We start from the raw sequence: 26149 nt of genomic DNA on the forward strand, positions 1-26149 counted from the left end.
CCCCTTAAAAAGGTTTGATGATTACCAAAATAGCAATGAAAATAATCGCAAGGGTTGGCACTTCATTGTAAGCGCGGAAAAATTTGCCACTTTTCAAACAACGATTCTCCCTAAAAGCCACCAAAAAGCGGTATAAACTATAATGATAAGCCACCAAAAGAAGCACGATAAGAATCTTCGCGTGTAGCCAACCACCGCTTAGCCAACTAGGCTCTAAGATGATGAGCCAAACCCCCGAAAGAAGTGTGCAAAAAAGCGCGGGATAACCGATGAAGTTGAAGAGTTTTTCTTCTTGAATCTTAACAACCTCCACAAATCCCGCATTATCTAGGTGTTCTGCGTGATACACAAAAAGTCTTGGGAGATAAAAAAGCATCGCCATCCACGATACAAATGCCACAATATGAAAAATTTTCACATACAAATAAGCCATAATTGCCCTCCTAGCGAATAAAGTCAAAATTGTAGCAAAACAGACTTAAACGAGGGCGAAAAATTAATCATCTTTTTTGTATAATTCCCGCAAAACACTTTAATGATTATTTAAAATAAAGTTTAAGGATTCCTTTTTGGGCGAATTGTTTATTAGTCTTGATTTTGAATTTATTAAAAACGCGATTCCAACCTTTGCCAAAGCTTTGTGGCTCACGCTCCATTTGTCGTTTTTTGGCATCTTATTTTCTATTATTTTGGGATTCTTGATTGCTTTGGTGCAAACCTATAAACTTCGTTTTTTAAGCACACTCACGCAGGGCTATATTGAACTTTCGCGCAACACGCCCTTGCTGATTCAACTTTTCTTTTTGTATTATGGATTAACGCAGATTGGATTTCGGCTTGATGGATATACTTGTGCGCTTTTGGGTGTCGTGTTTTTGGGTGGAAGTTATATGGCAGAATCTTTTCGTGCAGGGCTAGAAGCAGTGGGGAAGATTCAGTTAGAATCGGGGCGGAGTTTGGGACTAAGTGAGGCACAACTCGTGTTTTTTGTGGTGCTGCCACAAAGCCTTATGGTAAGTATTCCATATATTGCGGCAAATGCGATTTTTTTGCTCAAAGAAACTTCAGTTGTTAGCGCGATTGCACTTGCTGATGTGCTGTATGTAACCAAAGATTTAATCGGAAGCTATTACAAAACTAACGAAACCTTGCTATTGCTCGTGCTTTGTTATTTGGTGGTTTTGTTGCCTTTGTCTATCACTTTTTCGTTGCTAGAGAGGCATTATAAGAAGTATTTGGGGTAAATATGGAAAGATTCTTTTATGGTGCAAGATTAGATAAAAATTATTCCAAAAGTAGCATTACTCCATTTGGATTCAAAAGAGAATTGGGGCAGTTTTTCACTCCTAAGAATCTCGTAAATCAATGTATCGCTTTAATACAAAACAAAAATGGCAGACTTTTAGAACCGAGTTGTGGAAATTTAGCCTTTCAAGAATGCTTGAATGAAAATGCCGTGTTTATTGAAATTGATGCGGATTTGGTGAAAGACAAAAAAGTATTAAATATGGATTTCTTTCATTATCCTTTCTATGAAAAATTTGATACGATTATAGGCAATCCACCTTATGTCGATAATAAGCTTTTTAATATAACACACCAAACAAATATCAGTGTTGAAGCAAATTTATATCTTTATTTTATTGAGAAGTGTTTTCACCATTTAAAAGAGGGTGGAGAATTGATTTTTATAGTGCCAAGAGATTTTATCAAGCTCACATCGGCAAGATATACTAATAAACTACTATTGGATAATGGCACAATCACGCATTTTTTTGATTATGGAGACAAAAAGTTATTCAAGGAATCCTGCCCTAATGTTTGTATTTTTCGGTATGAAAAGGGTAATTTTTCTTACAAAACACAGACTTTTAGCGGAGAAAAATATTTGCTCATTAAAGACGGAATCATCTCTTTTGGCGAAAGCTTGAAAGTGAAATCATTAGGGGAGATTTTTGATATAAAAGTGGGCGCAGTAAGTGGCAAAGATGAAGTGTTTGTCAATAGTAATGGAGAGGAGTTTGTTTGTTCTACAACAGCAAAAACAGGAGAACTTAAAAGAATGATTTATCAAAGATATGATTTGGAGCTAGAAAAGCATAAAGAATCTTTGATTAATCGTGGTATAAAAAAATTCAATGAAAGGAATTGGTGGGCTTGGGGGCGTCCAATAAATTTTAGAGAAAACGAGCCTAGAATCTATGTAAACTGCAAAACAAGAAATCAAAAACCATTTTTTATTAACAAATGCAAAAAATGGGACGGCTCAATTTTGGCACTTTTTCCAAAAATTCCTTTAGATTTAGAAATGGCAACTAAGGAGTTAAATGCTTTAAATTGGGAACAAATGGGATTTGTAACAGGTGGCAGATATATTTTTGCTCAAAAATCTTTAAAAGAGGCAATGATAGATGATGCAGTATTTGAAAAGCATTGTTGAATTTTTGCAAAACAATCCGATTGTTTTGGCGAATGAAAACGATGATGGCAGGTTAAATTCTGCGACAAATGAAGAGGCGATTTTGCGAAAATTAGCTGAAAACTTCAAGGCAATTAAAATGCCAAGTATTAGAGAATGGTATGATTTTAGAATCCAACAACAAGATGAAATTTTTGTCAATCTTAAAATCTCGGATTTGGATAATAATGCAGCGGATAATTGTTCTTCAAAACTAGGAATGGGCTATGCTTTGAGTGGAATAAAAAATATGCCTATATCTTGGGATAAATTTCACAAAATGCTAGTTGATGAACTAAAAATAGGCTATGACTATTATTTTTTGGTAATCAACAAGAATAACACAAAAGATTGTTTTTATACCTCTCTTAAAAAAATTCAAACACTTGTGCCAAATGGAAATAATTTACCATTTCAGTGCGATTGGTCTAAAAATAGGGAGTTTTCAGATAGAAGTGAAATTGAAGCTATGCGATATATTTTGAAAACTTATATAGAAAGTTGGGATAAAAAAATCAAAGGTTATCCTTTTGAATTAAAAGAAATGCTTGTAAATCATAAAATTTTGGATAAAGAATAAATTTAGGAATCTTTTAAATGGAACTACTCTTTTTGCCTCAAAATATTTTAAGAATCGCTCAAGGTGTGCTAGTAACTCTCCAGATTGCGCTCATCGCCATCGTGTTTTCGTGCATTTTTGGCTTTATTTTGGGCTATTTGATGACGCTAAGATTCCGCATTTTGCGATTCCTTTGTCGGTTGTATTTGGAATCTATCCGCATTATTCCAATTCTAGCGTGGCTTTTTATTGTTTATTTTGGCTTTTCAAGTTGGGTAAATTTAAGCGGAGTGAGTGCTTGTATTTTGGTTTTTAGCCTTTGGGGAATCGCAGAAATGGGCGATTTGGTGCGTGGCGCGATTTCTAGTTTGCCAACACATCAAGTGGAGAGCGCGAGAGCTTTGGGTTTAAGCGAATTTGCTGTGCAATACCATATTATTTTCCCACAGAGTTTCAAGCGACTTTTGCCAAGCCTTGTAAATCTTTTTACAAGAATGATAAAAACAACCTCCCTAGCGGCACTCATCGGCGTGAGTGATATGCTAAAAGTCGGGCAACAAATCATAGAAGTCAATCTCATCGCTTATCCGACGGCTAGTTTTTGGGTGTATGGTGGAATCTTTATGATTTATTTTGCGTTGTGCTATCCTCTTTCGCTGTGGAGTAGGAGTTTAGAGAGAAAATTAACTTAAGGTTTTAAGGAAGTCAATGAGTGAGAATCCGATTTTGTTAAAATTAGAAAATATCACCAAAAAATACGGAGATAATTTAGTGTTAGATTCCGTGAGCTTAGAGATAAGTAAGGGCGAAGTTTGTGCGATATTAGGACCAAGTGGTTGTGGCAAAAGCACTTTTTTGCGCTGTATTAATGGGTTGGAATCTATCCAAGAAGGGAAGATTTTTTTCAAAGAAAAGCAAATCGCAGGAGAGGGCGCAAAAGTGCAGTGGCGCAAGGTGCGACAAAAGGTTGGTATGGTGTTTCAAAATTACGAGCTTTTTCCCCATTTGAGCGTTTTAGAAAACATCATCTTAGCTCCTATAAAGGTAGAGAATCGCAAAAAAGATGAAGTGATTGCCCAAGCGATGAGTCTTTTAAAACGCGTAGGCTTGGAGCAAAAAAGCAATGCTTATCCTAAGGAATTAAGCGGAGGGCAGAAGCAACGCGTCGCAATCGTTCGGGCTTTGTGTATGAATCCAGAAATTATGCTTTTTGATGAGGTAACTGCCTCGCTTGATCCTGAAATGGTTAAAGAAGTGCTTGATGTGATTAAAGAATTAGCAAGTGAGGGAATGACGATGTTGCTTGTAACGCACGAAATGAAGTTTGCCCAAAATGTCGCAGATAGAATCGTGTTTTTTGATCATGGCAAGATTGCTGAAATCGCCTCCCCAGAAGAGTTTTTCAAGAATCCTAAAAGTGAGAGGGCGAAGAAATTTTTAAGTGTTTTTGAATTTTAGTGAGAATTGACTTTGGTAGGTGGCTAATATTAAGTCCTCTGCACAATGCAAAAATGCGCAAATGTAAGGCATTTCACCTAAAATTTGCAAATCCAAAATCTCACAATCTGTAAAATATTTAATCAGAATTGCCAAAAAAATTTGTATAATTATGCAATTTTATTTGAAGGAGAGCTTATGAAAAAAGTGTTTGTTCTATTAGGGATTTTAGGCGTAATGTTCGCATTTAATGCGTGTAAAGGAAACGATTACCAACACCCATCTCATCGTAGCGGTCAGGTAAAATAACCCGCAATTTGGATTTTGGATTCTGCGTATTGATGATTTCTTGTAGAATCCAAATTCAAAAAACACCCACAAGATTAACTCATGAATCTTCTTATGATTTTAAATGTTCTTTTGAATCTTTTTGTAGCTTTAAAAATGCAATCCAAGCACTTTAATAAAATTTTGGAATAAAACTTGCTTTATCTTAAATCAAAGCTTTAAGAAAAGGATATTCAAGCGATGAAACCCATAAAACGATTTTTTAGGATTCCGATATTTTTTGTATCGTTGATGCTTTTTGCGATTCCGTCTTTTGGGGCAAAAGTTGGGGATTTAGTCAATGTTGTAGGCGTGAGAGATAATCAACTCATTGGCTATGGCTTGGTTGTGGGGCTAAATGGGACTGGAGATAAAACGACTTCAACTTTTACAATGCAATCCATTTCTAATATGTTAGAAAATGTAGGCGTTAAAGTAAGCACAGATGATATTAGCTCCAAAAACGCAGCGGCTGTAATGGTAACTGCGAAATTACCCGCTTTTGCAAGGCAAGGGGATAAGGTTGATGTTGTGGTTTCAAGCATTGGAGATGCGAAATCGCTAGAGGGAGGAACGCTTTTGCTTACACCGCTTAGCGGTTTAGATGGTAGAATCTATGCAGTCGCACAAGGTGCGGTTGGGATTGGCGGTAAAAGCGAAAGAGGAGGAAGTGCGAATCACCCACTTGCTGGGATTCTGCCTAATGGCGCGACGGTGGAAAGAGAAGTGAGCTATGATCTTTATAATAAACTCAATGTAACTTTAAGTCTAAAAGAGGCTAATTTCCAAAATGCAGTGCGAATCCAAACACGCATTAATGCGACTTTCCCAAATCCTCAAAACACAGAGGAAATACAAACAACCCCGATTGCAACAGCGGTAGATCCGCGCACAATCAAGCTACAAAGACCACAAGAAATTAGTATGGTGGAGTTTCTCGCGCGTGTGCAAGAAATTGAAGTAGATGCCATCAAAGAAGATAGAATCATTATTAATGAGCGGACGGGAACGATTATTGCTGGTATGAGTGTGGAGGTCTCCCCTGTGGTGGTTACACACAATAGCATTACGATTAAAGTTAGCAATGAGCCAAACAATGATCCTGAAGCTGTGGATATGGGCAATGGAGCGAGTTTTAGCGCACAGGGCGCGATGGTTACAAGCGAGAAGAATCCAACCATTTCAAGCGTAACGCGTGCGTTGCAGAGAATGGGCGCAACGCCTAAAGATGTGATTGCGATTTTGGAGACGATGAAAAAAGCAGGTGCGTTTAACGCGGATTTAGAAATCATCTAAGGAGAAAACGATGAATCTTGATTTTAATGGAATTGGTGGATATTCTAAGGATTTGCTAGACGCGGCAAAATCTACCCCGACAATCACAAAAACTGATGATGATTCAAGACTTAGAGAGCAAACTGATGCGTTTGAAGCATTGATTATCAAAAATATGTTAGATACTGCGCTTAAAATGGACGAATCGCTTTTCCCTAAAGCTCCCGGACACGATATTTACGAATCTATGTATCGGGACACTTTAGCGGATAGCTTAAGTGGAAGTTTTGGATTTAGTGATTTGCTTTATGATTATCTCAAAGATTTGCAAGGCAAACAAGGCTTTAAGGGCGGAATGTGATTGACCAAAACTTATTGGAATCCCTAAGTAGTAGCGATAAAGAATCCTTTGCTAAAGGATTAAAAGAACTCATTACACAAACTTATCAAGTAGAAAAAGAGTTTGTGGAGTTAAAGGCTTTGTTTGAAGAAGTGTTAGATATTCTCCCAACAGCCGTTTGGGTGCTAGAACAAGGAGGGGAGATTTTTTATCAAAACAGCCTTGCAAGTGAGATTCCAGAGCTATTAGAAAAGCTTGATTTATCGCACGATAATAGGCAAGAGATTGAACTAGAATCCCAAGCGCAAAGCAGAGTGTATTTGGTGCAAGCCAACCAAAAACTAAACAAGCTCATCATCTCCGCGACGGATATTACAAGCGAAAAAAGGCGCGAAAGACTTGCTTCAATGGGGCAAATTTCCGCACATTTAGCACACGAGATTCGGAATCCTGTGGGTTCTGTTGCCTTACTTGCCTCCACACTTGCAAATCGTGTAGATATAAAAAACAAAGCTCTAGTGCTAGAGATAAAAAAATCCATTTGGCGCGTGGAGAGAATTGTTAAGGCGACTTTGTTGTTTTCTAAAGGTGTGCATTGCAACAAAGCCAAAATCAATTCCCAAAGCTTGAAGGAAGAATTAAACGAATCGTTACAATTTTACACTTATTCTAAAAATATTGATTTTGTTTTTAATTTTGAATGCGATTCTTTGGAAGCGGACTTTGATTTGCTTTGCATTGTATTGCAAAATTTCCTATTTAACGCGATTGACGCGATTGAAGAAAGCGAAGAAGAGAGCGGAATCGTAGAGATTTGTTGCGCTAAAGATTCGCAAAATGCGGTTTTTAGGATTTATGATAGCGGAAAACCGATTGAAAATCCAGAGATTCTTTTTGAGCCCTTTAAAAGCACGAAATTAAAAGGAAATGGTTTGGGCTTGGCACTTTCTTTGCAAATCATTGAAGCGCACGGAGGCACGATTTCTTTAAGTAAGAGCGATAAAAAAGGCTTTGAGATTCTGCTTCCACAAGGATAGTGAGATTCTGTATTAAGGCGGAAATATTTGATTTAGATTCTGTTGTGGATTCCCTTTGCTTTATGAATTTTGAATCTAAACGCGTAGAATTTGCACATTTTATTTAAAAATTAAACTTTTACTATACTTTTGTTTGAATTACAATAGGAATTAAGAGATTTTGAGCTAAAATTCCCACACTACAAAACAAAAAGGGCAAAAATGAGCGACAACAATATCCAAAAAATGCAAAATGTGAAAAGTCTCCGCGAAGTCAATATCAAAGACAAACGCGTTTTGATTCGCGTGGATTTCAATGTCCCAATGGATAGTGAGCTAAATATTAGCGATGATACGCGGATTCGTGAGGCGATTCCGACTATTAATTATTGTATTGACAATGGCGCAAAATCCGTGATTCTCGTCAGCCATTTAGGGCGTCCGCAAGGGAGAAGTAATGAGTTTTCTCTGAAGCATATTTTAAAGCGATTGGAGAGGCTTTTATCTAAAGATGTTGTTTTTGTGGATCATTTAGACAATGCGCAAATCACGCTCAATACTTTGGTAGATGGTAGTATTGTATTGCTAGAAAATATCCGATTCTACGAGGGAGAAGAGGAGAACGACCCCGAATTATCACAGAAGTTAGCCACGCTTTGCGATGTTTATGTAAATGACGCTTTTGGGACAGCACATCGCAAACATTCCTCTACTTATGGAATCGCAAACTATGCTAAAGAAAAAGTCGCAGGGTTATTGCTTAAGAAAGAAATTGATTCTTTTGCAATCGCGCTTTCCAATCCCTTGCGCCCATTGTTGTTGATTGTTGGTGGTTCTAAGGTTTCTTCTAAGCTCACGCTTTTGAAATCTATTTTAGATGTGGTGGATAAAATCATTATCGGCGGGGCGATGAGCAATACCTTTTTGAAAGCGGTTGGGTATGATATGAAAAGCTCTTTGATTGAAGAAGATTTGCTTGAAGAGGCGCGGAGTATTTTAAGAAATGCTAAAGAAAAGGGCGTGAAAATTTATTTGCCCGTAGATGTGGTTGCGACAGATAATCTAAAAGAACCTAAAGAAATCAAAATCAGCCCTGCGCAAGATATTCAAGATGGCTTAATGGCGGTGGATATTGGACCTGCGACCGTGAAGCTTTTTAACGAAGTGATTCGGGATTGTGAGACGATTATTTGGAATGGACCTCTTGGCGTCTATGAGAATCAAAAATTCTCTCGCGGGACCTTTAGTATTTCCCACACGATTGCGGATACTTACTCGTATAGCGTGATTGGTGGAGGGGATACGGCTGACGCGGTGGATAAAGCAGGAAACAAAGATGGTATGAGCTTCACTTCAACAGGTGGTGGAGCGAGTTTGGAGTTGCTTGAAGGCGCGGTGCTACCAGCATTTGAAGTATTGGATAAGAGGGATTAAAATGGGAGAACCCCCTACGAAAACTAAATGCTAAAGGAGATTCCATAAGTCTCCTTTAGTTCTTACAAAATTAGAGGTAGATGATGTTGAATCTTTTTATTAAACGCAATGGTATGGTGGTAAGAGAGAGTGTGCATGCAGTAGATGCAGTGCAAGTAGATGCAGATGTGCTTTGGATTGATTTGTTGCACCCAACCGCACAAGAAATTGCTTTTATATCTAAAACTTATTTGTTGGATATTCCAACCAAAGAAGAGAGAGAAGAGATTGAGGAGTCCTCGCGTTATTGGGAAAATAGCGAGACCGTAACGATTAACACTTATTTTCTTACGCGCCCGAGTGAACGGAATCTCTTGCATAATGAGACGATTACATTTTTGATTACACATAATATTCTTTTTACCGTGCGGTATAGCGAATTTAAAGTGTTTGATGAGATTCAACAACGCGTGCTTGCAAGTCCGAAACATTTTGAAGATGGGTTTGATTTGATTTCTAAGATTTTTGAATTGCGCGTGGAGAAAGATGCGGATATGCTAGAGAGTATCGCGAAGCAAACGCGTCTTTTGCGCCGTTCTGTTGTGTTTGATAAAAAACTAGGCGATGAAATCTTAGAGGACTTGTCTATTTTGCAAGAAATGCACTTGAGTTTGCGAGATAGTTTGTTTGATAAAAGACTTGCGATTGCTGCATTGCTGCGCACACATAAAACCGATGTGGAAGTCAAAAAAGACTTAGGAATCGTGCTAAAAGACATTAACTCACTTGTAGAATTTGCCAATGTGAATATGAATATTTTGGACAATATCCAAACGCTTTTTTCAAGCCAAATCAACATTGAACAAAACAAAATCATTAAAACTTTTACAATGGTAACGGTTGCGATGATGCCTCCAACGCTGATTGCTACGATTTATGGAATGAACTTCACACATATGCCGGAGCTTGAATGGACTTATGCTTATCCTGTTGCATTGGGTATTATGGTGGTTTCTACGATTCTGCCTATGCTGTATTTCAAAAAGAAAAAATGGCTATAAATCACAGATTGCAAAGCCTAATTCGTCATTGCGAGTGAGTAAAACGAACGCGGCAATCTATAGTTTTATAAACAAAAGAGGATTTCACAATAGCGAGATTCTAGGCTGTGGATTTGTGCTAAAGCGGGTGAAATTTGTTTCACAAATTGCACACCACGAGATTCTAGCAAATCTCTCGCAAGGACATACTAGTAGAATCTCCTTAAACTTGGCATTATAGATTGCCACAGCCTTTTGTCAGAGGCTTCGCACAGGGACATAGTGGCACAATCTCTGCGCAATTCCCCAATCACACACCCTTTTGCTTGAAATACTCTTGCAATTCTTGCGCAATTGTTTTAGAATCTTTACTCTCCAATGCGGGATTCTTTAGAAATTCCAAAGTTGCTAAAAAGCGATTTTTGGGCATAAAACCGGGATAAATAAACAATTCTTTGCCTTTATTGCTAAGAAAAACAAGCGTGGGCGTAGGCTTGATTTGGTAGAGTTGCGCTAACTCTGTCGTGCTTAAGGTTTGGTTTAGAAAGCCGACTTTGTGGGATTTCGTATAGCTGATATTAATATAATAGGGCGCGTAATTTTCTTTGATAAAATGCTTAATATCTGAATTTTCCTTGATGAGGGATTTGAGCCTATCGCAATACACACAACCATTTGCCGAAAACACCAATAAAAAGGGCAGATTCTCACTTGTAATTTCGCTTGTCTCCAAAAACACATCAGAAACTTCCGCATAAGAATTTCTATCTACATTTTCCATTGCCAAAAGTTGCTCTTTGGTTTGGTTTGTGCCACTTGAGATAATCTCACTATTAACTTCTTCTTGACACGCGCTTAAAGCCAATGCCAACGCAACACATAACGCAAAGTATTTTTTGTTCATTTTAGATTCCTTTAAAAGGAAAATTATAGCCAAAATTCTAGCTAGATTCCTAAATGCCTTGCATTAAAAGATTCCATAAGTTATCTACTTCGGATTCCTCTAAAAACTCTCCTTGAAAGTTTAGCCATTTGGCAATGTGGGCTTGGTTGAAAAGTGCGCCTTGCATACAGGATTTATGCCCACAGACTAGCCCTCTACCTAAGACAATTTCTTCTTGCAAGGGTTGTTCGCAAATAAGGCAAGTTTGCAAGGTATTGCCTCTTCCTTCAAAATGCAATAATTGGGCGTAGAGATTTAAAATCGCGCGTTTGGGATTCTCTTTGTTAAGCCGTTTTGCCCCTTCTTCTAAGTGTTCAAAATAAAAAGAATCCAAATCGGATATATCCCTTAAATGCGCGTTTAAGAGGTTTAAGTATTGTTGCCAAAAATAACGCTTATGAGAATCTCTTTCCCACACAAAGCCCAAATGGATAGGTTCGCGTAGTTTGCCGATTTCTCGCAAATCTTGTTCTATGGAAAAGTCAATTTTATGTCCTAAATGCACGACACTATGTCGCGCACCATAGAATCTATAAAGCGTGTAAAGTTGGCTTTGCGTAAGGATTCTAACAAGCAAATCTTCCTCACGCACACGCAAAGTGTGTAGAATATAGCCTTGCAAAATTTACCTTTGTGCTTAAAATTTTGGAATTGTAACATACTGCAATGCGACTCTTTTGTGTCGCATTTGTAAAATCTGTTGATAGAATCTAAAATCCTATATGCTCTAACAACACTTTAAATCCAAGCAGAATCAAAATGCAACCCGCAAGGATTTCAAGGGGGCGAGAGGGAAACTTATGAAAGGTTTTACTTAAAAGATAAGCGACAAAAACGCAAACAAAAGTAATAATGCCAATTAGCAAAGCACTAGGAAGCAATGGGGTGTTTTGGGAGAATATCATAACACCTGCTGCAAGGGCGTCTATGCTCGTCGCGATTCCAATCACAAGCAAAATCCATAGCGAAAGATCTTTGGGAGTTGTTTGTTTTTCCTCGTTAGAATTGGAATCCTTGATGATTTTGATTCCAAGCAAAAGGAAAACGATAAAAGTTATCCAGTGGTCTATCATGCTGACATAATCAGAAAAACTATCATTGATAAACCAAATCACAAGCCACCCAACTAGTGGCATTAGAAACTGAAAAAACGCCGTTACTAATGCGATTTGAAGCCCATGATAAAGTCTCCAAGGCTTAAGGGCTAATCCATAAGAAAAGGCGATAATACAGGCATCAACTGCAAGTGTGATGCCCAAAAGCAGAATCTCTAAATAGCTAATCAACATTAATTTAGGCTTTTAAATCCGCTAACCCTTCTGTGGGTGAGCTTGCACTCGCATAAGGTTTTTTGGGGATTCTTCCTGCAAGATAACTAGCGCGTCCCGCACGCACAGCGTCTCTCATCGCCTCCGCCATAAGAATTGGATTCTGCGCCCCAGCAATCGCGGTATTCGTTAGCACTGCGTCCGCGCCAAGCTCCATAGCAATCGCCGCATCAGAGGCGCAACCCACTCCAGCATCTACAATCAGTGGCACTTTGATTGCTTCTTTGATAAATGTGATATTGTAGCGATTCTGTATGCCAAGTCCGCTACCAATAGGTGCGGCAAGGGGCATTACCGCGCTTGCTCCGGCATTTTCTAAATGCTTTGCCATAATAGGATCATCATTGCTATAAGCAAGGACGCAAAACCCGTCTTTTGCCAAAACTTCACAAGCTTTGAGTGTCTCTAGCACATCAGGATAAAGCGTTTTTTGCGTATCTCCAATGATTTCTAGCTTGATAAAATCAATCCCTGTGGCTTCGCGCGTAAGGCGAAAAAGTGTAATGGCTTCTTCTGCGGTGGTGCAACCTGCGGAATTTGGCAAAAATGCAATCTTGCTACCTTTAAAATAATCCAACAAATTTTCTTCGTTGGGATTCGTGATATTCACGCGCCGAACCGCAACGGTGATGATTTCTGCTTGTGCGGCTAGGGTAGCGTCAAAGGTGGTTTGAAAGTCTTTGTATTTGCCACTACCAACAATCAAACGGCTTTGGAAAGTTTTGTTGCCAATTTTTAAAATATCATTTTTCATTTTTGGATTCCTTAAAATTTAATAAACCTTAAATATAGCGGATTTGTTCAATTAAATCAAGGGGGCTAAGGGAAAAATTGTTGTAATTTTTAACATAATTTTGCGCACAAAAACTATGCAACAAAACCCCTTGTATCGCGGAATCTAATACGCTATTTCCTTGTGCTAGAAGTCCGCTAATGATTCCGGCTAACACATCGCCGCTTCCGCCTTTGGCTAAAGCATTTGTGCCAAAAGGATTGCAATAGATTCTTTGGTTTTGGCAAATAAGCGTATTCGCGCCTTTAAGAACCAAAACAACATTAGGATACGCCTTGCAAAACTCCAAAGCATAGCGGATTCTCTCTTTTTGCAACTCTTGCGTGGAGAGGGTGGCGATTTTTGTGGTTTTGAGAATTTGTGTAAATTCTTTTGGGTGCGGTGTTAAGAGGATTTGTCGGTGTGTGGAGAGAATCTCTAAAAGGCAAGAATGATAAAAAATATCCGCATCAAGTAATAAAGGAATGTTTTGCAAAGTGGAATCGGGATTGGTGAGGAAATTGGGCGGGGTATTATGAATGCCAAATCCCATACCAAGCGCAATCGCGGTAGTATTGTGCGGAATCTCTTGTGGATTCATTAGGCTAATGGGTAGATTTTGGATTGTTTGTTGGCTTAACACACTCACTAGCCCCGCACCGCTACGCAAACCTGCAAGAGCGCATAAGATTCCAGCTCCGCTTTTTTCTCCAGCATAAACGCATAAATGCCCGAAATTGCCTTTGTTGGTGTTTTGCGTGATTCTATGCGGGGCTTTAAAGTCGCTTCTCTCTAGTAGTTTTAAGTCGGAATCAGGAGCAAAAAGGTTTTCGCTAATCCCTAAATCTATCAAATGCGCTTCTCCTACGAAATCTTTTGCCTCATCGGCGAAAAGTGCTGCTTTAAACGCGCCCATACTTAAGGTAAAATCCGCCTTAAATGCGCATTCTCCACCGATAAAGCCCTCTTGTGTGATTCCACTTGGAATATCACAGGCGATTTTGATTGCTTCCATTTGGTTGAGAGTATGCAGGATTTGGGTGGTTTCTAAGTCCAATTCTCCCCTAAAACCCGCACCAAAGATTCCATCTATGATAAGGTCGTAGGGTTGGGATTCTAAAGTTTTTAAAAAATGTAAATTCGCGCTTTTTGAGGTTTTCAAGGATTCTAAGCGTTGGAGTTGTAGGGCGCAAAGTGTGCTTTTAACGCCTTTTGGCAAAAACACCCAAACTTCGCAGATTCCACAAAGCATACGCGCCAAAGCAAGACAATCCGCGCCATTATCGCCATTCCCACAAACAAGCAGAACCTTTAAGCTTTTGGGTTTGGCGGAATCCAAAAAGCGAGTTTTAAGAAAATAATACATTCCACTTGCGGCATTTTCCATCAGCAATTCTGAAGGTAGATTGAAGTTTTTTGTCGCGTTGCTGTCTAATTCTCTCGTGCTTACAAATAGGTTTTTCATTTTGGATTCCTTGCGTGATTTAAAAACTTTTGGAATCTTAACAAAATATGCTATAAATTCAATCTAAAATTTATGGGTTTAAAGTATTATTTATGTTTTTGAAAAATATTTTTTTGGGATTCTGCCTTTTTGTGTTGTTGAATTTTGTGGGTTGTAATGAAGAAAATCCGCCCCCCAAAAATCAAGAGAAAAACCAAGAAAATAATGCAACCAAAAAGCCGAAACAAGAAGAGGAGATTTCGCAGGATTCCCCTTTGCAACAACAACTTAAAAAGAATCTTAAAAGCCATTTGGACGCTCTAAGCAAAGAATTGCAAGAAAAAGATTTAAAATCTTTGCAATTAGAGCAAAACACGGGACTACAAAAGCATATGGAACATTTTGAAAGCTTGTATGGGAGGAAAGATATTCCCAAAAACAACGCTTCATCAGAGAGTTTAAACCAAAAAATCCAAAAGGCGCAGGATTTTCAGCAAGAAAGAATGGAAAAATTGCGGCAAAAAAATGATGAAATTAGCAAATAGCAAGAAATTTACTAGATTATTAAGTAAGTTTTGATTAAAATTATAAATTTTGAAATTCAATTAAGGGCATAATATATGGCAAAACGCGTCTTGGTTAAGTATTCTGGTGAGGCATTATCGGGTGAAAGCGGCTTTGGGATTGAAAGTGGGATTTTGGATTATCTTTCAAGAGAACTAAAAACGCTCGTAGAAGCTGGAATTGAAGTTGGAATCGTGATTGGTGGGGGAAACTTTATTCGCGGAGTGAGTGCTTCTCAAGGAGGCTTGATTCGGCGCACAAGCGGGGATTATATGGGAATGCTTGCGACGGTGATTAATGGCGTTGCAATGCAAGAAGCGTTGGAATATTATGGTTTAGATGTGCGGGTGCAAAGTGCGCTAGAGATTAAAGAAGTTTGCGAAACTTACATTAACAGACGCGCGATTCGGCATTTAGAAAAAGGACGCGTGGTGATTTTTGTTGCAGGGACTGGGAATCCGTTTTTTACCACAGATACTGCAGCGACTTTAAGGGCTGTTGAAATCGGCGCAGAAATGATTATTAAAGCAACCAAAGTAGATGGGATTTTTGATAAAGACCCTGCGAAGTTTGAAGACGCAACCATGCTAAAAGAAATCAGCTATGATCAAGCCTTAAAAGACAATATTAAAGTGATGGACGATACAGCAATCGCACTTGCAAAGGACAATGCGCTTCCTATTGTCGTCTGTAATATGCTAAAAAGCGGGAATTTGCTTAAAATTATTCAAGGCGATTGCGATGCTGTATATTCTAAAGTAATTCAACAATAAAGGAAAACAATGAGAACTGAAGAAATTGCTTCAAAAGCTTTACAACAAGTAAATGGCGATAGATATTTATTGTCTAATATTTTATTTATGAGAATTGATGAGCTAAGTCGTGGGGCTAAGCCACTTGTTAATAAAGACATTAAGATTGACAAGCTTTCTGATATTGCTTTGCTAGAAGTTGCAGAGGGGAAAATTGGTTTAGACAAAATTGAAGAATCGCAAAATTAATTCCGTATTTTAGAAATAAAAAGTAGCAAAAGGTAAAATTTGGAATTTTTAAAACAAGTTGCAGAAATTGCAAATCCTAAGGCAGCATTGGAATTGTTATATTCTATGGTGGAAGAGACGCCAAATATCCAAAACGCAGTTGTTTTCGCCACACAGGCGCACGAAAATCAAAAGCGAAGAAGTGGTGAGCCTTATATCGTGCATCCTTTGCTTGTAGCGTGTATTGTTGCTTATTTTGGCGGAGATGAAGTTATGGTGTGTGCGGCACTTTTACACGATGTCGTAGAGGATACAGAATATACACTAGCGGATATTACGCGGGATTATGGGGAAGATATTGCGTCTTTGGTTGATGGTTTGACAAAAATTGTCGCTATTCGTGCGGAGGAACTGCCCGCTTCGCATTCTAACGAAAAGCTCGTCGTCTCCGCGCTAAGTTTCCGTAAAATGCTAATTACTTCAGTCAAAGATGTGCGGGTGCTTGTTGTGAAGCTTTGCGATAGATTGCATAATATGCTAACTCTTGATGCTCTGCCACCGAATAAACAAAGAAGAATCTCGGAAGAAACTTTGGTTGTTTATGCGCCAATTGCCCATCGCTTAGGAATCTCCTCGCTAAAAAACGAGCTAGAAGACCGCAGTTTTTATTATATTTTTCCTCAAGAATACCGCAAAATAGACGATTATTTTTTAAGCCACAAACAAACGATTCAACTTAAACTCAATGCGTTTATCCAAAAGGTGCGCAAAAGCCTTGTCCAAGAGGGAGTGCCAGAGAGTGAGTTTAACATCACAAGTCGGATTAAGCGGCATTATTCTATTTATCTGAAAATGCAACGCAAAGGCATTTCTATTGATGAGGTTTTGGATTTATTGGCGATTCGTGTGATTGTCAAAACTCCTTTGGATTGTTATCGGGTTTTAGGAATCTTGCATTTGAAGTTTAAGCCTATTATGTCGCGTTTTAAAGATTATATTGCCTTGCCAAAGGAAAATGGCTACCAAACGATTCATAGCACATTGTTTGATGATTCGGCGATTTTTGAAGTGCAAATTCGCACAGAAGATATGCACAAAAGCGCAGAATATGGAATCGCAGCGCATTGGAAATATAAAACAGGCGGAAATAGTGGTCCTAGTTTGGATTGGCTCAATAAATTGCAATTTCAAAACAATTCTATTGAAGAATTTTATGAGTTGGTCAAAAATGATTTGTATCGCGAGGATATTGTTGTGTTTTCTCCTGATGGCGACAATTATTCTTTGCCTATTGGCGCGGTGGTGTTGGACTTTGCCTATGCGGTGCATACAGAGGTGGGGAATCGGGCAAAAGATGCGTATGTGAATAATCAAAAATCTTCCTTGCTGACAACCTTAAAAAGCGGGGATATTGTTAAAATTATTACTGCAAAAGATACGATTCTGCGATGTTCGTGGATTGACGCGGTAAAAACCTCACGCGCGAAGAGTCAAATCAAAATGAACTGCGCGACAAGAATCAAGGAGATTGAACGCAAAAGTGCGATTAATATTATTGCGACAATCTTTGGCAAAAGCGCAGAAGAGATTGAACGATTTATTGAAAAAAATGATTTGGACGATACGATTTATCGCGCAAGCACGGATATTGGATTTTTAAAAGATGTGAAGAATCGCATTAAAAACTTCTACAAACAAAACGCCGGATTCTTAGAGCAGATTAAAATTAGAATCCTAAAATTAAAAGAATTGCATTTTGACAATCTTGTGATTGAAACGAATCACAATATCAATCAAGCGGTGTTTGATTATTGTTGCCACCCAAAATTCGGAGATTCTATTATCGCGTTTAAAAGTGGTTCTAAGGCATTTGTGCATCATAAACTTTGTGAGCGTGCGTATTTGGAGATTCAAAAAGGCGTAAAAATGCTTTATGTGGATTGGTTAGAAGATAAGCTACAAGCCTATAAGTTGATTGTTGCGCTAGAGAATCAAAAAGGCGTGTTGGCGAATTTCTTGTCCTTTTTGGCAAAACACGATATTAATGTTTTGGGTGTGGAGTTGGGTTCGCAAAAAAGCACTTATGCAACGCATTGTGAATTGCGTTTTGAATCTAGTATGGATATTAAAGAGTTAAAAAGCCTATTGGGCAGTCAATATAAAATCATTGAAGTGCATGCGTTAAAAGACGCATACGCGGATTAAGTTTAGGAGTATGTATGAATGTAGAATCGCAAATTGAACTTGCTTTAGAGGAAATTAAACGCGGCACACAAGAAATTATCGGAATGGAATATATCAAGGATTTGGTGAGTGCGTATTTCAAAGAGGGCAAGACCTTTAGCGTCAAAGCAGGTTTTGACCCAACCGCTCCAGACTTGCATTTGGGACATACGGTTCTTTTGCAAAAACTCGCTACTTTCCAAAAATACGGCGCAAAAGTCTATTTCCTCATCGGTGATTTCACAGGAATGATTGGCGACCCTAGCGGCAAAAGTGAGACGAGAAAACCGCTAAGCAAAGAGCAAGTTTTAGCAAATGCAAAGACTTATCAAGAGCAAGTTACTAAAGTCTTGGATTCTGATAAAATGGAAATCGCCTTTAACTCCGTATGGTTAGATAAACTTGGCACACGCGGAATGATTGAATTAGCCGCGAAATTTTCTGTCGCTAGAATGCTAGAGCGAGATGATTTTGAAAAACGCTTTAAAAGCCAAAGCCCAATTAGCATTGTGGAGTTTTTTTATCCCTTGTTGCAAGGTTACGATTCTGTGGCATTGAATTGTGATATTGAATTTGGTGGCACAGACCAAAAGTTTAATTTGCTAATGGGACGCCAACTCCAACGCGCTTATGGGCTAAACAAAGAGCAATCCGTCGTAATGGTCCCGCTTTTAGAGGGATTAGATGGTGTGCATAAGATGAGCAAAAGTTTAGGAAACTATGTTGGAATCACACAAGAGCCACAAGAAATGTTCGGGCGACTTTTGAGTATTTCAGATGAGCTAATGTGGCGATATTATGAGCTTTTAAGCACAAAAAGCTTACAAGAAATAGAATCCCTAAAACAAGGTGTAAATAATGGTGATTTGCACCCGAAAGCAGTTAAAGAGGATTTGGCAGTGGAGATTATCACGCGCTATCATAGCAAAGAATGCGCACTAAAAGCAAAAGAAGAGTTTGCGAGGGTTTTTTCCAAAGAAGAGTTGCCAAGTGAGATTCCAGAGTTTCGTAAATCTGAAAGTATTTGGATTGCCCAAGCTTTGAACGAATGCGGTCTTTGCGCTTCTAATTCTGAAGCTTTGCGCCTCATCAAGCAAGGCGGTGTGAAGCTTAATGGTAATAAATTGGAGGATTCTAAGTTTGTCTTAAGCAAAGGTGAATATATTGTGCAAGTCGGTAAGCGCAAATTTGCCAAAATCATTGTTGAATAAATCCCAAAAGGAGAGAATATGCCACACACATTAAAAGCACTTAAAATTGGAAAATACACGATTCCTTTGCCTATCGTTCAAGGCGGAATGGGGGTTGGAATCAGTTGGGATAATCTCGCAGGGAGTGTTTCTAAATGCGGTGCGCTTGGGATTGTCTCGTGTGTGGGGACAGGATATTATAAAAAAAGTGCTTTTGTGCAAAAGACGATTAAGCATAGACCTTTTGAGAGTTTGAATTTTTATTCCAAAGAATCCCTAATGGAGATTTTTAAAAATGCGCGTAAAATCTGTGGGGAAAATCCTCTAGGAGCAAATATTCTTTATGCGATTAATGAATATGGACGCGTGGTGAGGGACGCTTGTGAAGCGGGTGCGAATATGATTATCACCGGAGCGGGATTGCCTACAAATATGCCTGAATTTACGAGCAATTTCCCCAATGTTGCTTTGATTCCTATTGTTTCTTCCGCTAAGGCTTTGAAGATTCTCTGTAAGCGGTGGGATGGGCGCTATAAGCGTATTCCTGATGCTGTGATTGTGGAGGGACCCTTAAGTGGTGGACATCAAGGGGTGAGTTATGAGGATTGTTTCAAGCCAGAACATCAGCTAGAAGCTATTTTGCCCGAAGTAATTGAAGAGAGCAAGAAATGGGGAGAGATTCCTGTGATTGCCGCAGGGGGGATTTGGAATCGCGAAGACATTGATAAAATGTTGGATTTGGGTGCAAGTGGAGTGCAAATGGGGACGCGATTCTTGGGTGCGAAAGAATGTGATGCCAAATACTATAATGAACTAATGTTAAGAGTTAAAAAAGAAGATATTGAGCTGATAAAATCCCCTGTTGGCTATCCTGCGCGTGCGGTTATTACAGGTGTGATTAAAGAATTGCGTGAGGGAAGAGCACCTAAAGTCGCTTGTGTTAGCAACTGCGTAACCCCATGCCAAAGAGGAGTAGAAGCCAAAAAGGTAGGGTATTGTATCGCCGATGGCTTGGGAGATGGTTATTTGGGAGACCCGACAAATGGATTGTATTTCACAGGTGCGAATGGCTATCGGATTGATAAAATCCAAAGTGTGCAAGAAATCTTAGATGAATTAAGCCGATGATACGATTCTTTGTTGCATTTTGTTTGTTTTGTAGTGTATTGTTAGCAGAGGTTAAGATTCTCTCTGTGCAACAACTGCAAAATGGCATTACGCTTCAATTTAGCGAGAATATCAAAAATGCAAATTTCAAGAACTTTTTACTGCAAGATAAAGGAGTATTGCGGTATGTTTATGATATAGAATCGCAGTTGCAAGGAAGCGCGAGGGTTTTTGAATTTCAAGGAGATGTGCGGATTAAAATTGCGCAAAATTCTCAAGAAAAAGTGCGTTTAGTTATCACGAGCTCTAAGAAGTTAAATATAGATTTTAAGATTGACAAGAAACAAGCTACTTTTACGATTCCAAATGCCAAATTGGAGCAAAATAACTTTTCTATCGCTTCGCTTTTTGAACCAAAAACCACGAGCCAAAAACCACAGACGCAAACTTCCAAACCAACTTCACAAAAATCCGATTCCACAAAAACAGAATCCCAAAAAACAAATGACAAAGGGCAAAGGGCTTCAACTCCAACCAAAACAACGCCAAAATCAAATAAAAACAACACAAACAAAACGATTGTGATTGATCCCGGACATGGCGGTAAGGATTGTGGGGCGATGGGCGTGGATAAAGTGTGCGAAAAAAAGGTCGTGCTTAACATCGGTAAATATTTGCGCGATGAGCTAAAAAAACGAGGTTATAAAACCTATATGACGCGCGATAAAGATGTGTTTATTGGATTGCGCCAAAGAACGAATTTGGCAAATAACAAAAATGCGGATTTGTTTATCTCTATCCACGCAAACGCGATTCCAGAAAATAAAGCAAAATTTGAAGGCATTGAGAGTTATTTTTTATCCACTGCAAGGAGTGAGCGCGCTAAAAAGGTCGCTGCATTAGAAAATAAAGACGATACAGAGGGAATGAATTATTTTTCTAAACAATCCTTTTTAAATACCCTAAATACGCAAAGAATCGTAGCTTCTAATCGTTTGGCAATTGACATTCAGTATGGTATGTTGCAGTCTTTGCGCTCTAAATACAAAGTCGTTGATGGCGGTGTGCGTGAAGGTCCTTTTTGGGTGCTTGTAGGGGCAGTGATGCCATCGGTTTTGCTTGAAGTAGGCTATATTACACACCCAACAGAAGGGAAGCGGCTCAATCAAACTGCTTTCCAAAAAACCATTGCCAAAGGCATTGCCGATGGCGTAGATGGCTATTTTCAAAAGAATCCCTAAAGGTTAATAATGCGAAAAGTTACAATTCCCCATTTAGTATTTTCTTCTTTATATTTTATTTTGGCACTCTTTACGATTTTGATGTTGGCACTTACAAGCTTTGCGCCAGATTTTAAGCATATGTTTCGGCTTACTACCCAGCCTTTTGGCGTTTATTTTGGAATTTGCGTGATTTTACTTGCTTGTGGCGTGATTGTGAGTGTTTTTAATATCGTGCGCATTTATTATAGCCATTTGCCAAAGTTTTATAGTGTTATTATTGGCTTGTCGTTGTGTGTGTTTGCTTTTTTTCTTTATTATGAATTGTTCGTCGTGCGTAGAACCTATTTTGATGCCTTTTCGTTTGAAGATTCTTTAAGGCTTGTTCAAGAAAATGTGTTTACTAAAAGCCTTTATCAAGGTTGCGTGGATTATGCTTTTTATATTCTTTTTGTGTTTTGTCCTGCTGTGGTTTATTTGTTTGGTTTGTCGTTTGATAAAAGCTTGAAATTTGGCAGAATCTTGCATTTGATACAACCGAGTTTTAATGTAATGCTTAGCGTTTTGTTTGGGTTTGCAATTTCTCCCTTTTTTAAAAGCGGGATAGCGGGTTATTTTGATTTAGTCTTGTTGGTTTTAGGGCTTGGAATGGTGCTGTATCTTTGCATTAAAGGCAATCGGAGTTTTGACTCTTATGAAATCTTCAATCTGCTGTTATTGTTGATTATGTGCGTGATTATGATGATTTCTTCTTATGGTTTTGTAGATGGCGAATCTTATTTTGAAGTGCGCAAAGCATTCTATGCCTTAGTGTTGTTTGGTTGGTGCAGTTCATGGATGATGAAACTGACCATTAAATATTAAGTGATTTTATGACAAAGGATATAAAATGAATAAACCTTACTTGAAACAATTTCCCGATGAAAAGGGTTTTTTTGGAAAATTTGGAGGAAGCTTTGTGCCAGATTCCATTCAACAAGCAATGGACGAGATTAACACCGCGTATAATTTAATTGCGCAAAATAGTGATTTTATCGCGGAGTTGCGCAAGATTCGGGAGACTTTTCAAGGACGCCCAACGCCGATTTATTTTGCGCATAATTTGACGAAAAAATACGGCGGTGCGGGGATTTATCTCAAGCGTGAAGACTTGAATCATACAGGAGCGCACAAACTAAATCATTGTATGGGTGAGGCATTACTTGCGAAATTTATGGGTAAGAAGAAATTGATTGCCGAAACAGGAGCTGGGCAACATGGAGTGGCAATCGCAACTGCAGCGGCATATTTTGGGCTTGAATGCGAAATCCATATGGGCGAAGTGGATATTGCCAAAGAACACCCAAATGTTGTGCGTATGAGGGTTTTAGGCGCGAAAGTGATTGCAGTTACCGCAGGAGCGAAAACGCTCAAGGAAGCTGTGGATTCTGCCTTTGAATCCTATCTTAAAGATCCCAAAAATGCGATGTATGCTATCGGTTCTGTGGTAGGTCCTCACCCTTTTCCTAAAATGGTGCGCGATTTTCAAGCGGTTGTTGGCGTGGAATCGCGTAAGCAATTTTTGGAAATGACAGGGGAATTGCCCGATATTGTTTGTGCTTGTGTTGGAGGTGGAAGCAATGCGATGGGAATCTTTAGCGGATTTATAGAAGACGCAGTGGAGCTTGTTGGAATAGAGCCTTTGGGGCGTGGGAGTGCGTTGGGCGAACACGCGGCTAGTCTTAGCTATGGGAGCGAGGGAGTAATGCATGGATTTAACTCTATAATGCTAAAAGATTCGCAAGATAATCCCGCACCTGTGTATAGTGTGGCAAGTGGTTTGGATTATCCAAGTGTGGGACCAGAACACGCGTATTTGCATAGTATTGGGCGCACAAAAGTCGCGGCTATTAGCGATAAAGAGGCAATCGCCGCGTTTTTTGAATTAAGCAAAAATGAGGGAATTATCCCTGCAATTGAATCAAGCCACGCGTTAGCTTACGCACTTAAAATTGCACCGGATTTAAAAGGGCAAAAGATTCTTGTTAATCTTAGTGGAAGAGGGGACAAGGATATTGATTTCGTGGTAGAAAACTTCGGATATGGGGAGTAGAATCTCGCTTGTAAGGGATTCTATGTTGCATTCAAATCTCTTAATGCCACAGACGATGAATTTCCCTGCATCATTGTGGGCGAGAGGACAATCCATAATCTGCAATGTTTGCGCCCTCTTTTTACTACGAGGCAATGCCGAAGCAATCCATAGTTTTATCTTAAAGGAGATTTTACTATGGAATCCTTAGAAAGTTTGTTGTGTTGTCTTGGGATTCCATTGCAAAGCCTTTTGATAGCCAAAATGATAGATTGCCACGAGATTCTAACAAAATCTCTCGTAATGACGCAATGGAATCTCTAGTGAGATTCTTACATTTTGTTAACCATCACAAATGCTAATTTGCGATTCTTTAAGCGTTTAATTACCTTATACACGCCACAATGCCCCAAATTACAAGCCCAAAAATCCCAGCTCCTACGATAAAGCCAAGCAATGGATTCTTAGTCCCCTCCGCTACTTCCCGCTAAAACGCTCCCGCCGCTTAATGCTATAAAGCCAATAATAATTATAGGCATAAGGATAATTCCAAGCGTGATACTTATGGCTAATTCCATCTCACTCCTTAGATTTTGGCATTACTGGTGGGCTTGGTTGCAGTGGGTCTGTGCCATATTGATTCTCCCCCACATCGCCCTTTGTCCCACCGCACCAAACTATAATAATAAGCCACCCAATAATTGGGATAAGCAGCCAAAGGCAGTTCCAGCCCGAGCGGTTAATGTCGTGCAGTCGCTTCACACAAAAGATAATAAAGAAAAGCTCCGCAATAAAAATGGGTATCAACAAAGCCACTCCGTCATATCCGCTACTCACCGCTATCTTAAATGCCATTAAAAAAAATAATTTAATGACAAAATAAACAATGAAGTATTGCCAAAATTTGCTTCTGCTTATTCTGCTAGAATCTAAATTATTCATAATAACTCCTAGATTTCTTCAATCCCTCACAATCATCACAAAACGCAAGATTTGCGAATGAACTAACTGTTACCAAAGCCCTAAAACTTCTCATTCTCACACCTTATAACAAGAATCGCGTTTAATTAATTCACACATACATAAGTCTAACCCACACACGCCACAATGCCCCAAATCACAATACCAAAAATCCCAACACTAACGATGATTCCAAGAAGAGGATTCCCCGTTTTTTCTGAAGTCGCCACCCCAGCACCAATGCCACCAAAGAAAATGATTTGAAAAATAGTGAGGATAAATGGCTACAAGATGAATGCTAGAATGATCCCTAGCGCGATACTCAATGCTAATCCCATAGAATCTCCTTTTTATTTAAGCTTATCCAAAGTAGGTATACCCATTGTATCCCCTTGAATTTACAAGTAGAATCCTAAAAAGGATTCTACATTTCAAAAACATTAAATTTCCTCTGTTTCAAAGAAAATTGTCTTATCCAAATGCGTAAAAATGTTTTATTTAAAACCCCGCTCTATTTGCCTGTATTTTGCATAATATCCGCAAATTCTTTATGTGTAATGATTTTATTAATCAAATCTTTTACGCCTGTATTTAGAGTTGAAGCCATATTGGTGCAAGCGGTAAAAGCCAAATATGCCGATGGATAATCTGTTTTGGATTGGACATTGAATGTTTTTGAAGTATTTTCTTGAGAAATTGTTATATCAAATGACCAATAAGCATTCCCTATCATACTACTACCATAGATGTTATTGAGATTTCCTATGATAACAATATCGGAATTTTCATCATACAATCCTGCTATTTTAAGTTCCTCTATAAGAGCCTTTCTAATGTATTCCGAAAATGTCTCTCCGCTTGGCGTAGAAATTGTTTCCGCCAACCTACATAAAATATGGTTTTCTCCCGCATTATTTGCACTAAAAGCACCAACTTTGACTTTTGTGTTGTATTTTTTCAATTCTAACATATTGTCTGCTGATGAATGATATGTTTGTGTTTTAATTCCACAACCTACAAAAAGCAACGCAAATAAACCGATTAAACTCAAGTATAAAAACCTCTTCATTAAAACTCCTTGTGAATTTTAACTTATTATAATAAGTTGAAATTGGATTCTACAACTTATAAAATTAAAAATAACTTATTATTATAAGGTAAATTATTGCCATTAGAACCTGAAGAAGTAAGAGAAATTTATAAACAAATCGGTGCAAATGTCGCAAAAATAAGAAAGCAAAAGCATTACTCCCAACTCAAACTTTCTCTAGCCATAGGGCATAATTCAGTAAGCCTTATTTCTTTTGCTGAAATTGGGCTTAAAGGGGCGCATTTTAATATTGAACATCTCCTGCAAATCGCCAAAGTCTTAGAAGTGGATATTTGTGAGTTTTTTGCAGGAATTTCTTTAGAGGAAATGGGGGATAAACCCTAAAGCTTTATGGGGCGTGGAATCCTTAAATGAGATTCCACACAGCAAAC

The 26149-nt window shown here is 38.6% G+C and carries 31 protein-coding genes; 23 read left to right on the forward strand and 8 right to left on the reverse strand.

Going from position 1 to position 26149, the window contains the following annotated elements; genetic code table 11:
• Positions 1-4 precede the first annotated feature (4 nt).
• Complete coding sequence (gene hemJ, locus LS69_RS05815; RefSeq protein ID WP_138123084.1) at positions 5-433, reverse strand: protoporphyrinogen oxidase HemJ; 429 nt, start codon at positions 431-433, stop codon at positions 5-7.
• A gap of 136 nt (positions 434-569) precedes the next feature.
• Between hemJ and LS69_RS05820 the strand changes: the two genes are divergently transcribed.
• From LS69_RS05820 to LS69_RS05870, 11 genes are all read left to right on the forward strand, one after another.
• The gene (locus LS69_RS05820) at positions 570-1244 is read left to right on the forward strand and encodes an amino acid ABC transporter permease (RefSeq protein ID WP_238699187.1); all 675 of its coding nucleotides are present in this window, start codon (positions 570-572) and stop codon (positions 1242-1244) included.
• A gap of 2 nt (positions 1245-1246) precedes the next feature.
• Positions 1247-2440 carry a class I SAM-dependent methyltransferase gene (locus LS69_RS05825; protein ID WP_138123086.1) on the forward strand — a complete coding sequence of 398 codons (1194 nt, stop codon included), beginning with the start codon at positions 1247-1249 and terminating at the stop codon, positions 2438-2440.
• Positions 2415-3038, forward strand: coding sequence for a restriction endonuclease (locus LS69_RS05830; protein WP_238699189.1), 624 nt, complete (start codon positions 2415-2417; stop codon positions 3036-3038). The genes LS69_RS05825 and LS69_RS05830 overlap by 26 nt, the downstream gene beginning before the upstream one ends.
• A gap of 17 nt (positions 3039-3055) precedes the next feature.
• Entirely contained in the window at positions 3056-3709 is a 654-nt protein-coding gene (locus LS69_RS05835) for an amino acid ABC transporter permease (protein ID WP_138123088.1), read from the forward strand.
• Positions 3710-3725: 16 nt separating this feature from the next.
• The gene (locus LS69_RS05840; RefSeq protein ID WP_138123090.1) at positions 3726-4475 is read left to right on the forward strand and encodes an amino acid ABC transporter ATP-binding protein; all 750 of its coding nucleotides are present in this window, start codon (positions 3726-3728) and stop codon (positions 4473-4475) included.
• A gap of 558 nt (positions 4476-5033) precedes the next feature.
• The gene (locus tag LS69_RS05845) at positions 5034-6077 is read left to right on the forward strand and encodes a flagellar basal body P-ring protein FlgI (protein ID WP_238699199.1); all 1044 of its coding nucleotides are present in this window, start codon (positions 5034-5036) and stop codon (positions 6075-6077) included.
• A 10-nt stretch (positions 6078-6087) separates the two neighbouring features.
• The gene (locus LS69_RS05850; protein WP_138123094.1) at positions 6088-6417 is read left to right on the forward strand and encodes a rod-binding protein; all 330 of its coding nucleotides are present in this window, start codon (positions 6088-6090) and stop codon (positions 6415-6417) included.
• Positions 6414-7433 carry a HAMP domain-containing sensor histidine kinase gene (locus LS69_RS05855; protein WP_138123096.1) on the forward strand — a complete coding sequence of 340 codons (1020 nt, stop codon included), beginning with the start codon at positions 6414-6416 and terminating at the stop codon, positions 7431-7433. The genes LS69_RS05850 and LS69_RS05855 overlap by 4 nt, the downstream gene beginning before the upstream one ends.
• A gap of 201 nt (positions 7434-7634) precedes the next feature.
• Positions 7635-8846: a phosphoglycerate kinase gene (locus LS69_RS05860; protein ID WP_138123098.1), complete on the forward strand. Its 1212-nt coding sequence runs from the start codon at positions 7635-7637 to the stop codon at positions 8844-8846.
• Between the two features lie 83 nt (positions 8847-8929).
• Positions 8930-9886, forward strand: coding sequence for a magnesium/cobalt transporter CorA (gene corA / locus LS69_RS05865; protein ID WP_138123100.1), 957 nt, complete (start codon positions 8930-8932; stop codon positions 9884-9886).
• A gap of 28 nt (positions 9887-9914) precedes the next feature.
• Positions 9915-10106, forward strand: a complete 192-nt coding sequence (locus LS69_RS05870; RefSeq protein ID WP_138123102.1) for a hypothetical protein — start codon at positions 9915-9917, stop codon at positions 10104-10106.
• Between the two features lie 69 nt (positions 10107-10175).
• Here the strand turns inward: LS69_RS05870 and LS69_RS05875 are convergent, their stop codons facing one another.
• From LS69_RS05875 to LS69_RS05895, 5 genes are all read right to left on the reverse strand, one after another.
• Complete coding sequence (locus tag LS69_RS05875) at positions 10176-10769, reverse strand: thioredoxin family protein (RefSeq protein ID WP_138123104.1); 594 nt, start codon at positions 10767-10769, stop codon at positions 10176-10178.
• A 49-nt stretch (positions 10770-10818) separates the two neighbouring features.
• Positions 10819-11430: a recombination protein RecO gene (gene recO, locus LS69_RS05880; RefSeq protein ID WP_138123106.1), complete on the reverse strand. Its 612-nt coding sequence runs from the start codon at positions 11428-11430 to the stop codon at positions 10819-10821.
• A gap of 88 nt (positions 11431-11518) precedes the next feature.
• The gene (locus tag LS69_RS05885; RefSeq protein ID WP_138123108.1) at positions 11519-12097 is read right to left on the reverse strand and encodes a manganese efflux pump MntP family protein; all 579 of its coding nucleotides are present in this window, start codon (positions 12095-12097) and stop codon (positions 11519-11521) included.
• A gap of 4 nt (positions 12098-12101) precedes the next feature.
• Positions 12102-12890 (reverse strand): thiazole synthase, encoded by a 789-nt coding sequence (locus LS69_RS05890; RefSeq protein WP_138123110.1) that lies wholly within the window; start codon positions 12888-12890, stop codon positions 12102-12104.
• A gap of 28 nt (positions 12891-12918) precedes the next feature.
• Positions 12919-14373 carry an NAD(P)H-hydrate dehydratase gene (locus LS69_RS05895; RefSeq protein ID WP_138123112.1) on the reverse strand — a complete coding sequence of 485 codons (1455 nt, stop codon included), beginning with the start codon at positions 14371-14373 and terminating at the stop codon, positions 12919-12921.
• Between the two features lie 92 nt (positions 14374-14465).
• Here LS69_RS05895 and LS69_RS05900 point away from each other — a divergent pair, with 92 nt between their 5' ends.
• The 11 genes from LS69_RS05900 to LS69_RS11090 all read left to right on the forward strand — a co-directional run bounded on the left by LS69_RS05900 (position 14466) and on the right by LS69_RS11090 (position 24031).
• A complete protein-coding gene (locus LS69_RS05900) occupies positions 14466-14897 on the forward strand; it encodes a hypothetical protein (protein ID WP_138123114.1) in 432 nt (143 codons plus the stop codon).
• 75 nt (positions 14898-14972) lie between these two features.
• The gene (pyrH, locus tag LS69_RS05905) at positions 14973-15689 is read left to right on the forward strand and encodes a UMP kinase (RefSeq protein ID WP_138123116.1); all 717 of its coding nucleotides are present in this window, start codon (positions 14973-14975) and stop codon (positions 15687-15689) included.
• 9 nt (positions 15690-15698) lie between these two features.
• Entirely contained in the window at positions 15699-15917 is a 219-nt protein-coding gene (locus LS69_RS05910; RefSeq protein WP_138123118.1) for a DNA-directed RNA polymerase subunit omega, read from the forward strand.
• Positions 15918-15956: 39 nt separating this feature from the next.
• The gene (locus LS69_RS05915) at positions 15957-18101 is read left to right on the forward strand and encodes a RelA/SpoT family protein (RefSeq protein ID WP_138123120.1); all 2145 of its coding nucleotides are present in this window, start codon (positions 15957-15959) and stop codon (positions 18099-18101) included.
• Positions 18102-18115: 14 nt separating this feature from the next.
• Complete coding sequence (gene tyrS / locus LS69_RS05920) at positions 18116-19330, forward strand: tyrosine--tRNA ligase (protein ID WP_138123122.1); 1215 nt, start codon at positions 18116-18118, stop codon at positions 19328-19330.
• A gap of 18 nt (positions 19331-19348) precedes the next feature.
• A complete protein-coding gene (locus tag LS69_RS05925) occupies positions 19349-20437 on the forward strand; it encodes a nitronate monooxygenase (protein WP_138123124.1) in 1089 nt (362 codons plus the stop codon).
• Positions 20434-21657, forward strand: a complete 1224-nt coding sequence (locus LS69_RS05930) for an N-acetylmuramoyl-L-alanine amidase (RefSeq protein ID WP_138123126.1) — start codon at positions 20434-20436, stop codon at positions 21655-21657. Before LS69_RS05925 ends, LS69_RS05930 begins: the two co-directional genes overlap by 4 nt.
• A 9-nt stretch (positions 21658-21666) precedes the next feature.
• Positions 21667-22500 carry a hypothetical protein gene (locus LS69_RS05935; protein WP_138123128.1) on the forward strand — a complete coding sequence of 278 codons (834 nt, stop codon included), beginning with the start codon at positions 21667-21669 and terminating at the stop codon, positions 22498-22500.
• A gap of 25 nt (positions 22501-22525) precedes the next feature.
• Positions 22526-23728: a tryptophan synthase subunit beta gene (gene trpB, locus LS69_RS05940; protein WP_138123130.1), complete on the forward strand. Its 1203-nt coding sequence runs from the start codon at positions 22526-22528 to the stop codon at positions 23726-23728.
• 22 nt (positions 23729-23750) lie between these two features.
• Positions 23751-23918: a hypothetical protein gene (locus LS69_RS10440; protein WP_194145439.1), complete on the forward strand. Its 168-nt coding sequence runs from the start codon at positions 23751-23753 to the stop codon at positions 23916-23918.
• The gene (locus LS69_RS11090) at positions 23906-24031 is read left to right on the forward strand and encodes a hypothetical protein (RefSeq protein ID WP_275050963.1); all 126 of its coding nucleotides are present in this window, start codon (positions 23906-23908) and stop codon (positions 24029-24031) included. Before LS69_RS10440 ends, LS69_RS11090 begins: the two co-directional genes overlap by 13 nt.
• 255 nt (positions 24032-24286) lie before the next feature.
• Here the strand turns inward: LS69_RS11090 and LS69_RS05945 are convergent, their stop codons facing one another.
• Both LS69_RS05945 and LS69_RS05950 read right to left on the reverse strand, forming a co-directional pair.
• Positions 24287-24649: a DUF805 domain-containing protein gene (locus tag LS69_RS05945; RefSeq protein ID WP_138123132.1), complete on the reverse strand. Its 363-nt coding sequence runs from the start codon at positions 24647-24649 to the stop codon at positions 24287-24289.
• A gap of 529 nt (positions 24650-25178) precedes the next feature.
• Positions 25179-25736, reverse strand: coding sequence for a hypothetical protein (locus LS69_RS05950; protein ID WP_138123134.1), 558 nt, complete (start codon positions 25734-25736; stop codon positions 25179-25181).
• A gap of 96 nt (positions 25737-25832) precedes the next feature.
• Between LS69_RS05950 and LS69_RS05955 the strand changes: the two genes are divergently transcribed.
• A complete protein-coding gene (locus LS69_RS05955) occupies positions 25833-26102 on the forward strand; it encodes a helix-turn-helix transcriptional regulator (RefSeq protein WP_138123136.1) in 270 nt (89 codons plus the stop codon).
• The last annotated feature ends 47 nt before the right edge of the window (positions 26103-26149 follow it).

This window comes from Helicobacter sp. MIT 05-5294 (assembly GCF_000765675.1).
Classification (GTDB): Bacteria; Campylobacterota; Campylobacteria; order Campylobacterales; family Helicobacteraceae; genus Helicobacter_D.